The organism is Brevibacterium zhoupengii, from assembly GCF_021117425.1.
GTDB classification, from domain to species: domain Bacteria; phylum Actinomycetota; class Actinomycetes; order Actinomycetales; family Brevibacteriaceae; genus Brevibacterium; species Brevibacterium zhoupengii.
Genome location: NZ_CP088298.1, coordinates 3,104,822 through 3,117,060, shown reverse-complemented (window position 1 = coordinate 3,117,060; position 12,239 = coordinate 3,104,822). Strand labels below are relative to the sequence as shown.

The following is a 12,239-nucleotide window of genomic DNA, read 5'->3' as shown; positions in this document are numbered from 1 at the left end:
CGAAAACGTTCATCAGTTGATTCCTTCGTGGGTGTTCACTGCGCCGAGGTGGCGCAGCCAGCGTGTCTGCCGACACGAAAGTACGACTATACACGAGCTTCCGTGCCGGCTGACAGCATCATCACTTCTTCCGGTCGGCCTTCACCGAGACGACGGGAACATCGGAGTCGAGGATGATGCGCTGAGCCGTCGATCCCATGATGAGTTTTCCGACGGGGGAGCGGCGACGCGATCCGATCACGATCATGCGGGTGTCCTCGGTCGCCTCGGCGAGGGCGAGGAGCTCTTCGACGGGATCGTTGCCGCGCAGGAACTGCAGAATCTCGTGGGAGACCTCGGATGAACGCAGCGCCTCCTTGAGCTCCTCCATGTCCTGGTTCGTCGCCACACCGCGTTCGTCGGGCGTCTCTCCGATGCCGGCGTTGAGCACGATCACGGTGTCATCGAAGGCCTTGGCCTGATCGATGCCGAATGTGACGGCAGCCTTGCCTTCGGGGGAGGGGGAATATCCGACGAGAATTGTCATGGTTTCTCCTGATACGACATTGGACGAAGCGCTCTCAATAAGTAGCATACCTGCGCACGGCGATCCTCTGACGAGCATCTCAACCGTTCTCCGACAGTGTGAAGGCGCAGATGTTCCGTGCCCACATCCGTGGATGCGACGTCGGCTTGACCAATGCGGTGGGCAACTCCATCTTCGGCGGGTCCGTCGAGTCCGACTAGACTGTTCGAATGCCTTCCACCCTGCTGACTCCGGATTCTCCTGCCCGCCAACGCAGTGAGGATCTGCTGGAGCAGTTTCCCAAGCTCGCTGAAGTTCCGGGATTCCCCCAGGCCAGGGTCCTCGTCGAGTATGTGTTGGGTCGACGCAGCGGAGAGCTCGATGTCTCGGGACGGGCCACAGACGGATCGTTTGTTGCCGCCGAGGTGGTCGCGGGGCTTCCGCATGAGATCCTCATCGTCGATGACGCGCAGGGGCTGCAGTCGCGCCTGCTCAGTGAGATCGCACCCGTGCGGACCTACAACGACCGGATCGATGAGGCACACACCGTCGCCGAGGTGGCAGATCGGCCCAGCCCCATCGACGATCTCGCCGCCTTCGCTTCGGACCGGGATGAGGTGTGGGCGATCGTCAACGCGCCGAAGGCCACCCACGCCTTGGCCGAAACCATTGCGGCAGTCCAGGCCCACGTGTCCACGGTCATCGTCATCGGCCGCAGCGATTCGATGAGCCGAGCCGTGAACAAAGAGCTTGCCCGTGGCTATGCGCGAGTCGATGTCTCGCCCGGTGTCGGCAAACATCGGATGATCATCGGCAGCCGACCCTTGTCTTCACCCAGTCTGCCGAGCTACCCCAGACGCGGCACCATCGATCATCCGGCCACCGGCGCGCTCCAGGTCAGAGCCCATGGCGCCTGCTTCTCCGGGATCAAGAGTGACGAGGGGTCGACTGCGCTGCTCACAGCCCTGGCCGCCGAAACTCAATCCGCCGAGGCCCAGCCCGCCGAGACCCAGCCCGCCGAGGCGGTCCTCGGGTCACCGAAGTCGGTCCTTGACCTTGGGTGTGGGAACGGATGGCTGCTCTCGGCGGCGATGCAGGTGACGGCGGCGAAGAACGGCACCGGGGTGGACGTGTCGAAGGCGGCGGTCGCCTCGGCGAGGGAGACTGCAGAGGCGAACGGACTCGAGGTTGAGACCATCCTCGCCGACGCCACGGATGTCCAGGCTCTATCCGGTGGGTACGACCTGATCCTGCTCAACCCGCCCTTCCACCAGGGCACGACGATTGAGACTGACACCGCCGCCGGACTCATGGCCACAGCCTCGAAGCTCCTGGCGCCAGAGGGACAGGTCTTCACCGTCTACAACTCACACCTGGACTACCGCGCCACCCTGGAACGCACCATCGGACCCAGCGAACAGTTGGCTCGCACCAGCAAATTCACGGTCGTCCGCAGCCTCAGACGCGTCTGAGCTCACGCGATCGAACGCTCATGTCGGGCCGTTGCCTTCCGGCACCGCATCTCCGGGGACGACGAGCCCGGACTCGTAGGCGAGAACGACGAGCTGTGACCGGTCACGTGCTCCGAGTTTGCCCAGCAGACGGCTGGCGTAGGTGCGCGCAGTCTCCGGGCTGATGAATAGGCTGGCACCTACCTGCTGGTTCGACTCACCGCGACCGATGCGTTCCAGAACCTCCCTCTCGCGAGCGGTGAGTGCTTCGAGCAGTTCGGGGCGTGGCGTCGCCTTCTGCCCGGCACTCAACTGTCGCAGCACCGTATTGGTCACCGACGGGGAGAGGAGCGAATCACCGCCTGCGACGGAGCGGATGGCCGAGCGCAGGTCGGCCGGTCTGATGTCCTTGAGCAGGTAGCCGCTGGCGCCGACCCGAATGGCGGACACGATGTCCTCATCGTCGTCGAAGGTCGTGAGCATGACGACCTTCGTGGAATTGAGCCCAGGGTCGCCGGTGATGAGCTTCGTCGCCGTGATCCCATCCATTACGGGCATCCTAATGTCCATGAGCACGACATCGGGAACCAGCTGTCGCACGAGCCCGAGCCCTGCTCGACCATCGGCTGCCTCGGCGACGACATCGATATCGCCATCGCTGGCGACCAATTGGCGCAGTCCGGTGCGCACGAGTTCCTGATCGTCGACAAGCAGAACAGAGATCATGAGTCGAGCCTTCTCGGCAGTGTGGCGTGCAGGGTGAAGCCCTGACCCGGGGCGGATCGAGTGCTGAGTTGTCCGCCGAGGAGGCGCACCCTCTCGCTCATCCCATTGAGTCCGTGTCCTTCCACGCTCTCTTCTCCGAGAGTGGCAACGGAATCGGCTCCAGATCCGTCGTCGGCCACTGTTATCGTGACATCGTCATCGTTGAGACCGACCTCGACGCTGACAGCCGTCGCCGAGGCATGACGGAGCACGTTCGTGATTCCCTCTTGAACGACGCGGAAGATCACCGCCTCGACAGGGGAGGGCACCTGGCCGGGTGAGAGTCCCAGCGTCGACGAGACAGAGATCCCCATGGATCTCGCCTGTTCGAGGAGAGTCTCAATGCCTTCGATGCCGAGTCTGGTGCGGGTCGTTTCGTCCCCGGAGCGCAGGACGCGGACCATGGATCGCAGATCGACCAATGACTCTCCGGCTTCGGCGCGAACTCTGTCTAGGGCCTCTGCCGCCTGTGAACCCTCCCCTCCAGCCTGCTCGATCGCCTCGATGCCGACAGCAGCATGAAGAGAGATAACCGAGAGTTTGTGCCCAAGCGTGTCGTGGAGGTCGCGGGAGAGCTGCAGTCTCTCGTGCTGGATCTGTCTCTCGGATTCCTTGCGCAGGTGCTCGTCCTGGAGACGGAGCAGCTGGGTGTGTTGGTCGAGAAAGCGTCGGTGGGTGGCCACGGCATGTCCGAGGGCAATCGCCGCCGCGATGAGTGCGATCGTTGAGATCGACTCAGCCCCGAGAAGACGGCCGAGCGGAAGCGAGTCATCACGAATCCGAAAGGCGGTCGACACAAGGAACACCACGGCCCCCGAAACGACGGCGAATCGGGTCAGCCCCACCTCGGCGACGGAGAAGAGCGCAGCGACTACGGGCAGAGCGACCCCGATCGGGACGAGGTCGAGGCTGTAGTAGGCGAAGGTTCCCAGGATGCTGAGGACGACGACGGTCCTCGGCAGTCCGCGCCGCAGAAGGAGCACGGCGCCGAACCCGAGGGCGAAGACGAAGGACAACGACCGCAGCGGTGCCCCTTCGTCGATCTGCGCCAGTGAAATGATGGCTGCCAGCGACACTGTCACCACAACGGCGAGAATGGCGTCGGTTCTTCGCGGTCCCATGATCCCAGCATAGAGACGTCTCACCTCAATGAGCACGGCTGGAAGCGCACTGCAATGTCGCTTCTCGACGTACGGGCAGGTCCTCATAACTCGATGCCGGTCGCGCGTCTGAGCCGATTCGGTCGGGTGTCCGCCGACCCTAATCTCGAACCATGAAGTATTTTCGTGAACTCAAATGGCCTCTGCTCATCATTCTCGGCTTGCTCGGCCTCGTCCGCCCCGTGGCGCGTATCGCCCTCGAGAACTCCGGGCTTCCCACCCCACCCATCGCTCTCGGAATGACGGCGCTGGTGACGCTGGTATGGGTGCTGGTCCTAGGGCTGTCACGGTCGGTGAACCCGCTCCTGAGCGGCGTCGTCGTCGCACTCGTCTACGCCCTCGGCGCCATCATCCTCAGCGGCATCCTGTCCCCGATTCTGCTGGGCCACCTTGAGGGGCCTCTGGCGCAGCCGCTGGCCATCATCCCCATGCTGGTGACGAACGCTGTCTGGGGTGTCATCGCTGGGGGACTGGCACTGCTCGTCCGCCGTCTGCGATGGGGAACCTGGACTCTGAATCGAGTCGGACGATGACCGGGAAAGAAGCCCACCGAGGCGGTCGGCTCTGGGCGTGTGTCATCGGTCTGATGGTGCTCGGATTCATTGGAGGAGTCCTTGCCATGATCATCGTCAATGACCTCATCGCAGGGATCTGGCAGGAAGCGCTGCTGGTCATTGCCCCGGTGAGCCTTCCTGTCGGCGGGCTCGCCGGAGCCGGTTTGGCAGGCGGCTTCGGGTACAGACGGCTGACCCGCCGGAGCTGAAGTCAGCCGACCGCAGCGCCAGTGGTGGTGCCGAATCGTGCCGAGAGCACTTCAGCCGTGGCACCGACGCCAGCTGTCGCCACCTGCAGAGGCGTACCCTCGGCAACGATGCGTCCACCGTCAGGTCCAGGACCCGGCCCCATATCGATGAGCCAATCCGAGCCGGCGGCCAGCTCCATATTGTGATCGGCGATGAGAATCGTGTCGCCCTCATCGACGATCTGCCGGAAGAGCTGGCCAAGGACCCGGGCATCGCTGGGGTGCAGGCCGTTGGCCGGTTCGTCGAGGATGAACAGTGAGCGCTCACGTCGTTTCCGGGCCCGCATCACCGCGGCCAGACGCAGCCGCTGCGCCTCACCGCCGGACAGCGTCGCTGAGGACTGACCGAGCAGCAGACCGCCCAGGCCGACCCTCTGCAGAACTTCGAAATGGGCGACGAGCCCCAGCCTTTCGGCGAAGACCGTCGCCGCCGCATCGATGGACAGATCGAGGACTTCGGCAATTGTCAGGTCTTCGACGGTGACCTCGAGAGTCTCTTCGGTGAACCGGCGGCCCTCGCATTCGGGGCAGGTGCCGCTGGAAGCCGGCAGGTGGACGAGATCGATGGTGATGATGCCCAGCCCCTCACAGCGCGGGCACCGTCCCCGGGCTGTGTTGAAGGAGAACTGCGAGGCGGTGAAACCTCGACTGCGGGCCAGATCGGTCTTTGCGAAGAGGCTGCGGATCTTGTCGAAGATGCCCAGATAGGTGCCGATGACCGAACGCGGTGACCGGCCGATAGTGGACTGATCGAAGCTGACCACCCGGTCGAAGGCCTCAAGTCCGGTGGCATCAGCCCCGGCAAGTTCACCGCGACCGCTGCGGGCCACCGCCTGCGGCTCATCGTCATCGTCGAACGGTGAGGCTCCAGCGTTCCTGGCCAGGACCGCCACCGTCCGCAGCGCCGAACTCTTCCCCGCCCCGGAGACTCCCGTCAGTGTCGTGAGACCACCGATGGGAAAGGCCAGATTCAGATCGCCGAGGTTGTTCGCCGACAGTCCCGAACACCGTGCCCAGGTCTCGAACTCCTGAGGCGCTCGCCAGGGTTCGCTGGGTGCTTCGTTGCGCAGGCGCACCGCGGTTGAACTCTCCCCGTCGAGTGCCTCGGCCACGGGTCCGGAGAACATCAGCTGCCCGCCGCGGGCACCACCGCCGGGGCCCAGTTCGACGACCCAGTCGCAGCGGCGCACCAGCTCCATATCGTGTTCGACGAGGATGACCGTGTTCCCGGCGTCGCGCAGAGCCTCGATGTGGGTGAAGAGGTGCTCGGTGTCTTTGGGGTGCAGGCCGGTGGAGAGTTCATCGAAGACGTAGACCATGCCGTGCAGACCACTGTGCAGGTGGGCCGCCAAGCGCAGGCGCTGGAGCTCACCGGGGGAGAGGGTAGCCGCCGAACGGTGAGGTGGAAGATAGCCGACGCCGAGGCGCTCGATGACTTCCGTACGTTTGTCGAGTTCGTCGAGGAGAACCTGGGCGGCATCATCGGTGGCGCCGGAGAACCGTTTCGCCTCGTTGTGATCACGGTCGAGGTCAGCGGCAATCGCGGTGTGGAGAGACGAGGCCAAGTCGGTGAGGCTACGGGCAGCCACCTCGGCGATATTGGCACCGCCGATCGTCACCGACAGTGCCGCCGGATTGATGCGGCTGCCGTGGCAGTCCGGGCAGAGCTCGTTGCTGAGGTACTCCTGAGTGCGCGCCCTCACCGTCTCGCTGCCCGTCGTGACCATCGTGTCGAGGAGATAGCGGCGGGCACTGCGGAACTTGCCGGTGTAGCCGCGGGTGATGTGTTCGCGGATGCTCTCCTGTGTGACCGTGATCGATGGGGTGTCTTCGGTGGTCAGCAGCCAGGTGCGGGTCTCGGCAGGCAGCGTCTTCCAGGCGACGTCGATGTCGATGCCGATGGTCTCGACGAGGTGTTTGAAGTTCCTGCCCAGCCATCCGCCGGGCCAGGCCGCGATGGCGCCCTCGCGGATGGTGAGGCTGTCATCGGGCACGGCAGCCTCGAGGTCGATCTCATGGATGCTGCCCTTCGCCGCACAGGTTGGGCAGGCGCCCTCGACTGTATTGGGGGAGAAGGCCGAGGCGAGGAGCCGCCCCTGGTTCGCAGGGTAGTCACCAAAGCGGGAGAAGAGGACCCGCAGCAGGTCAGAGACCTGGGAGAGGGTGCCCACGCTCGAATTCTCCGGGGGCGTCGACACCAGCTGTTTCACTGCAATTGCCGCAGGAAGACCGGTGATCCGATCGACCTGGGGAGCAGAGACCGCACCGAGGAGGTGACGGGTGAACGGGGAGACCGATTCGAGGTAGCGTCGCTGCGCCTCGGCGTAGATGGTGTCGAAGGCCAACGACGACTTGCCCGAGCCGGAGACGCCGCAGATGCCGATGAGCTGTCTGTGCGGCAGAGAGACGGAGAATCCGGAGAGATTGTGCTCGCGGGCACCGACGATGCCGATCTGCTCGGTCATATGCATGCCTCTTCCTCTGGTCCGGGCGCAGCGATGAAGCTGCACCCGGACCAGGCTACGCGGTCAACGGTTCGCTCGGTGGGCGCGCCACGTGCTGATCTGATCCCAGATGACGATCGCCCAGATTGCGATCACCGTGATGATCTGTTGGAAGTCGGCGCCCGAGGTGTTCGTCAGCTCGGGGTGCAGCACCTGCTGTGACAGCAGGGCGATCGTGAGGAAGACGGCCATCGCGACGTCGAGGATCGCTCCGATCACAAGCACAGCTGTGTTTGCTGATGAGCGAACCAGCTTCACCACCTCGACGATGGCCATGAGTGCGAGGAATCCCCAATACCCGAGGAACCATCCGAATCCCAGTTCTGGGTTGACGAAGGGCTCGCCATTGTTGAGATGGCCGACATAGAAGAGTGAGGTGGGCACGAGCGGAAGGAGGGCCAGAAGGACGATGAAGACCAGGTTCAGGACCGCCTCGGCGCGGATCTGCTTCGCCTTCGCATCTGTCGCACGCAGCTGATCGACTGACCAGCCCTTCGTCGTGCCAGCGATCTTCTCCGCCGCACCTCCGCTCATCTCCCTGTCGCCGAGGGCGAAGAGGAGTGTGATTGCGGCGAAGGCCGTGAGCAGCGCGACGACCGTATTGCCGACGAGCTGACCGATGAGCGCCCCAATCTGGACTTCATCGTTGGTGGCGATGAACGCGATCGAGTTCGTCACGGCTGCGGCCACGGCGACAAGTGGAAGCACCCAGCGTATCGTCCAGATGAAGACCGGGTAGGACTTCGGCCCGATGAGATGCTGCGGTGAGTTCGAGTACTCCCGGGAGAGTTGAGCCGGATCGCCGAGCTCTTCGAGTACCTCGCGTTCGGCAGCCGCGGCTTGCTCGTCTGCAGGATGTTCCAGACCGCTGAGGCGGGCCTCGATCATATCGTCGATCGTGGCCTTGATCTCTGCCGCAATGTCACCCCGGGAGTCCTCCGGGAGATGGCCGACCACATTGTCGACGTAGATGGTGGTGAGCGCACTCATGGTGTTCCTTCTTTCCAGAGTTTCGTGATGCTGGTGTTGAGTTCCAGCCATTGCGAGTGGAGCGCTGCGGCGACTTCGGCCCCGCTGGCAGTGACGCTGTAGTACTTGCGTGGACGCGCCTGCTCGGTGTCCCATTCGGAGCTGAGCAGCCCTTGCTTCTCGAGTCGTCGCAGCAGGGGGTAGAGGGTATTGGCCTCTGTCGCGATGCCGGCTTCGGTGAGAGTCGTCAGCAGCGAGTATCCATACTGCGGCTGACGGCAGGCAACGAGGCTGGCGAAGACGACGGTTCCCCGCCGCAGCTCCTGTTCGTGAGTTGCCAATGACTGCTCTTCATCCTCGTTCATGTCTGACACAATAGTGTGTGTCGCACACTATTGCAATAGGCGGGGTATGAGGAACGGCATCACTAGACTGTGAGAATGGAAAAAGGGGTAGGCATCGAGGACTTTTGGCTCCAGGCGAGGACTGCGGTGCCGATGCTTCCGAGCGAGGTGCCGGAGGCGTGGGCGTTTGGGGCAACCTCTGAGCACGCGGATGAGCTCCTCGCTCTGGTCATTGCGGGTACGAAGACCGGAACTGCATCATCGATGCTGGACGTTGAGGCCGAAGGTGATTCCGTTCCCGAACCCGGCGATCTGAGCATCATCCTCGATGGTTCCGGTCACCCACGGGCAGTCATCGAAACCACAGCAGTTGAGTGTGTGCCCTTCTCGGCCGTCAGCGCTGAGCATGCCTTTTCCGAGGGGGAGGGTGATCGAACGCTGGCTCATTGGCGGTCGAGTCACGAAGCGTTTTGGCGTGAGTACGGTCAGGGCGCCGGTGTGTTCAGTGAAGATATGCTCATCGTGTGCGAGCGATTTGAGCTCATGTTCGCAGCCTGATGACGTGAGGAATCTCTGTGGGAGGCTGTAGCGGGAGATTCAGTCAGAGGCTGTGTCGGGCTGTCTCGACGTGACCGAGCTGTTGTTCTCAAGAGCAATCGAGATCCAAAAGGCAAGGGAATCATCGTCGATGAGGTGGTCGGCGGTTACCGTGATCCACCCAGGGCCCATGGATCGTCCGGTTCCCATCTCGGCCTGAGAGGCGCCCGGCGCTTCGAGGAGCTGCTCGTGGTCAGCGGCCGGGACCCGAACAAGCAGGTTCCCATCTTTGCCTGCACTGACAATCATCTTCTCGTTGACCATGAACGCCAAACCACCGATCATTGCCACTTCTCGCCTTGGCGCCTTATCTGAGATCGCAGCTCTGATGCGTCCGACCAATGACTTCTGTGCAGGTGTCATCGTCAGTCTCAATCGATTTCGTGCGGTTCGTCTTGGTCGGGAGGGCCATAGGAGAGCCGATCAAAGATCAGAACGCTCTCGCAGATCAAACCCCCACTGACTGTGAAGAATTCTGCCGCGGGTGCGGTTGCTGTCGTTGCTGTCTCCGGATAGTAGAAGAGTGCGACTCTGTTGTCGTCGGCAAAGTCTGCGATATCGGTGATTCCGGTGAGCATCGGAGCGAAGCCCGCGATGAATTCCCGGTACGCTTCCTTGCCGCGGAGATCGACTCCCGGTGCCCTGCAGAAGACGTCATCAGCCACGAAGCTCATGGCCCGATCGACATCTCCGCTGGTCCATGCGTGGTGATAGTCCCTGACTATCGTCTTGGGCGAAATCGTTGAGGGTGATTCGTCTGCCATGAGGACTCCTTCGTCATCGAATATCCGCTCGGACACCCTGTGCGCAACACTACTCCGCGGCTTCCACCTCATCGAGTGCCAGTTCGGACGGCTGGGTCCGAAACCCCTTGGTCGTAAACGCGAGGATCACGGCGCCGATGACCAGCCAGATCGAGCCGAGCGCGGCGGCATGGACATCGAGCTGCGAGACAAGGAAGCCGATGACGATGACTCCGATGATCGGGCAGACCAGGTAGAGGACCACCCCACAATGACGCCCCGCGCGGCGCTCTTTGGCCCAATAGACGATGACGGAGACATTGACCATGATGAACGCGAGGAATGCGCCGAAATTGATGAACGACGTCGAGGTGGCAACGTTCATAAAGATCGCGATCAGCCCAATTGCGGCAATAGCTAAGAGCGAGAGAACCGGCGTGTGGAAGCGGGGGCTGAGTTTGCCGAAGAAGCGCCGCGGAAGGACCCCGTCACGTCCCATGGCGTAGAGCAGACGACTCCCCGCCGCTTGTGCTGCAATACCTGAGGTGAACTGGGCGATGACGAGGGCGGCGAGGAAAACTGCACCGAAGAGGTGGCCGCCGATTCGCTGTGCGATCTCAAATCCGGCGGCATCTGAGTTCTCGAAGACTCCGCCGGGGTGAACCAGCTGAACTGCATAGGCGACGATGACGAAGATGCCGCCGCCGATGATCGCGATGAGCATGATCGCCTTCGGCACAGTGCGCCGCGGATCGATGGTCTCCTCGGTGAATGTCGTCACCGCGTCGAAGCCGAGGAATGAGTACGCGGCGATCGCTGCACCTCCGCCGATGGCGATGACGCTTGAGCCGATTCCGGTGAACGGGCTCGCGCTGAGCAGTCCGGGTCCGCCCTGAGTGCCGACGACATCGGCAAGAGAGAGCGCGACGAAGAAGACGATGACGAGTACCTGGAAGGACATCAGTATGAGATTGACGCGATCGGCGACCTTGATGCCGACAATGTTCAGGATCGTGGTGAGGATGATGAAGCCGACGATCCATACTGCCATCGGCACCCCGGGGAACTGCGCCTGCAGGTACGAGCCGCCGATGAGCCAGATGACCATCGGCAGAAACAGGTAGTCGAGCATGGTTGCCCATCCGACGAGGAATCCGACTCTGCCGTCGATCGTCTTTCGTACATACGTGTAGGCAGAGCCTGCGACCGGATAGGCCGCGGCCATACGGCCATAGCTGTTGGCAGTGAAGAGCATGGCGACCAACGCGAGGAGGTAGGCGCTGGCACTTGCACCTCCGGTTTCAGAGGCGATGACTCCGAAGATGCCGAGGACGATCAGCGGCGTGAGATACGCAAGGCCGAAGATGACGAGCGAGGGCAGCTTGAGAGTCCGTTTGAGCGTGACGGTGTCTGACATGATTACTCCATTGTTCTCAGTGATGACATAGGGCCGCCGAGGTGGTGCGACGGTGAGTCGGGAATCTGCGCTGGGGTCGGCGTTCGGCTCAGTCGTGCCCGCGATAGTGGGGCGACCATTGCTTGGGTTCGATCCGTCCGTCGTAGAGCGGCAGCGGGATCGGTTCGTCGTTTGGGGCGAACTGCGACCAGATTCGGTTGGTCCCGGCAGTGCCCCGAGCCCGCACGCGCTGGATGTGGCCGGAGTCCACGCGAACGACGAGGGTGTCCTCACCGGCCCCCGCCTCGGCGAGGACATGTCCCTCAGGGTCGACGGCGATGCTGAGGCCGCGCCCGACTGGTTCGGCACAGTTGACGCTGAGCATGTAGACCTGATTGACGATCGCATTGGCGCGGGCGAGGACGAGCTCCTGATCGCGGTCCTGGCTAGTGGTCTTGACGATGTTGATGATGGCGTCGGCGCCCATCCATGTCAGATGGCGCGAATGTTCGGGGAACCAGGCGTCATAGCAGTTCGATAGACCGAGAACGCCGTGGCCGTCGATCGGGGCGACGACGAATTCCGTTCCGGGGAGGTGGGGTTCGAAGGGCCGCCACGGGAACATCTTGCGATAGCTGGCGACAAGCGTCCCGTCGGGGGAGAAGAGGAGCTGGGTGTTGTACTGCGCGTGTGTGCTGGTCGTCTCGCCGATGCTTCCTGGGCACAGCCAGATGCCGAATGCAGCGGCCAATTCGCCGATCCTCGCCACGAAGGGGTCGTCGAGGGGCATGGCCATCTGTGCGAGCGCGGCCGGTTGTTCCTTGTTCGGCAGGTGGTCGACTCCCTGGAGATGGAGCTCCGGATAGACGAGCATGTCGAGGTCAGGATGGGCTGTAAGCGTGCGTTCGACGTCCGCGTGCAGCTCGGCCAGCACATTCGAGCCGTGGAGCGGAGTGCGCTGAGCAAGTCCGACGCTCAGTTCTCTCTGTGGCACCGGAAGCTC

General features: G+C 62.9%; 14 protein-coding genes. 4 read left to right on the top strand and 10 right to left on the bottom strand.

Features of this window, described 5'->3' with window-relative positions; all coding sequences use genetic code 11:
- Nucleotides 1-121: 121 nt before the first annotated feature.
- The gene (locus tag LQ788_RS14190) at nt 122-526 is read right to left on the bottom strand and encodes a universal stress protein (protein WP_231442012.1); all 405 of its coding nucleotides are present in this window, start codon (nt 524-526) and stop codon (nt 122-124) included.
- 209 nt (nt 527-735) lie between these two features.
- On the opposite strand from LQ788_RS14190, the gene LQ788_RS14185 reads away from it, so the two are divergent.
- Entirely contained in the window at nt 736-1,977 is a 1,242-nt protein-coding gene (locus LQ788_RS14185) for a class I SAM-dependent methyltransferase (protein ID WP_231442010.1), read from the top strand.
- 18 nt (nt 1,978-1,995) lie between these two features.
- Here the strand turns inward: LQ788_RS14185 and LQ788_RS14180 are convergent, their stop codons facing one another.
- Nucleotides 1,996-2,682, bottom strand: coding sequence for a response regulator (locus tag LQ788_RS14180; protein WP_231442008.1), 687 nt, complete (start codon nt 2,680-2,682; stop codon nt 1,996-1,998).
- The gene (locus LQ788_RS14175; RefSeq protein WP_231442006.1) at nt 2,679-3,842 is read right to left on the bottom strand and encodes a sensor histidine kinase; all 1,164 of its coding nucleotides are present in this window, start codon (nt 3,840-3,842) and stop codon (nt 2,679-2,681) included. Before LQ788_RS14175 ends, LQ788_RS14180 begins: the two co-directional genes overlap by 4 nt.
- A gap of 152 nt (nt 3,843-3,994) precedes the next feature.
- Between LQ788_RS14175 and LQ788_RS14170 the strand changes: the two genes are divergently transcribed.
- Both LQ788_RS14170 and LQ788_RS14165 read left to right on the top strand, forming a co-directional pair.
- Nucleotides 3,995-4,414, top strand: a complete 420-nt coding sequence (locus LQ788_RS14170) for a hypothetical protein (protein WP_231442005.1) — start codon at nt 3,995-3,997, stop codon at nt 4,412-4,414.
- On the top strand, nt 4,411-4,644 hold the full coding sequence (locus tag LQ788_RS14165) for a hypothetical protein (RefSeq protein WP_231442003.1): 234 nt from the start codon (nt 4,411-4,413) through the stop codon (nt 4,642-4,644). Before LQ788_RS14170 ends, LQ788_RS14165 begins: the two co-directional genes overlap by 4 nt.
- A gap of 2 nt (nt 4,645-4,646) precedes the next feature.
- Here the strand turns inward: LQ788_RS14165 and LQ788_RS14160 are convergent, their stop codons facing one another.
- From LQ788_RS14160 to LQ788_RS14150, 3 genes are all read right to left on the bottom strand, one after another.
- The gene (locus LQ788_RS14160; RefSeq protein ID WP_231442001.1) at nt 4,647-7,148 is read right to left on the bottom strand and encodes an excinuclease ABC subunit UvrA; all 2,502 of its coding nucleotides are present in this window, start codon (nt 7,146-7,148) and stop codon (nt 4,647-4,649) included.
- A gap of 63 nt (nt 7,149-7,211) precedes the next feature.
- Complete coding sequence (locus LQ788_RS14155) at nt 7,212-8,177, bottom strand: HAAS signaling domain-containing protein (RefSeq protein ID WP_231441999.1); 966 nt, start codon at nt 8,175-8,177, stop codon at nt 7,212-7,214.
- The gene (locus tag LQ788_RS14150; protein ID WP_231441997.1) at nt 8,174-8,521 is read right to left on the bottom strand and encodes a PadR family transcriptional regulator; all 348 of its coding nucleotides are present in this window, start codon (nt 8,519-8,521) and stop codon (nt 8,174-8,176) included. The genes LQ788_RS14155 and LQ788_RS14150 overlap by 4 nt, the downstream gene beginning before the upstream one ends.
- A 75-nt stretch (nt 8,522-8,596) precedes the next feature.
- On the opposite strand from LQ788_RS14150, the gene LQ788_RS14145 reads away from it, so the two are divergent.
- Nucleotides 8,597-9,058, top strand: coding sequence for an ASCH domain-containing protein (locus tag LQ788_RS14145; RefSeq protein ID WP_231441994.1), 462 nt, complete (start codon nt 8,597-8,599; stop codon nt 9,056-9,058).
- A gap of 39 nt (nt 9,059-9,097) precedes the next feature.
- Here the strand turns inward: LQ788_RS14145 and LQ788_RS14140 are convergent, their stop codons facing one another.
- From LQ788_RS14140 to LQ788_RS14125, 4 genes are all read right to left on the bottom strand, one after another.
- Nucleotides 9,098-9,460 (bottom strand): TfoX/Sxy family protein, encoded by a 363-nt coding sequence (locus LQ788_RS14140; protein ID WP_231441990.1) that lies wholly within the window; start codon nt 9,458-9,460, stop codon nt 9,098-9,100.
- 8 nt (nt 9,461-9,468) lie between these two features.
- Entirely contained in the window at nt 9,469-9,861 is a 393-nt protein-coding gene (locus LQ788_RS14135; RefSeq protein WP_231441987.1) for a nuclear transport factor 2 family protein, read from the bottom strand.
- Between the two features lie 49 nt (nt 9,862-9,910).
- The gene (locus LQ788_RS14130; protein ID WP_231441986.1) at nt 9,911-11,257 is read right to left on the bottom strand and encodes an APC family permease; all 1,347 of its coding nucleotides are present in this window, start codon (nt 11,255-11,257) and stop codon (nt 9,911-9,913) included.
- A gap of 88 nt (nt 11,258-11,345) precedes the next feature.
- On the bottom strand, nt 11,346-12,230 hold the full coding sequence (locus LQ788_RS14125) for a carbon-nitrogen hydrolase family protein (protein WP_231441984.1): 885 nt from the start codon (nt 12,228-12,230) through the stop codon (nt 11,346-11,348).
- Nucleotides 12,231-12,239 lie beyond the last annotated feature (9 nt).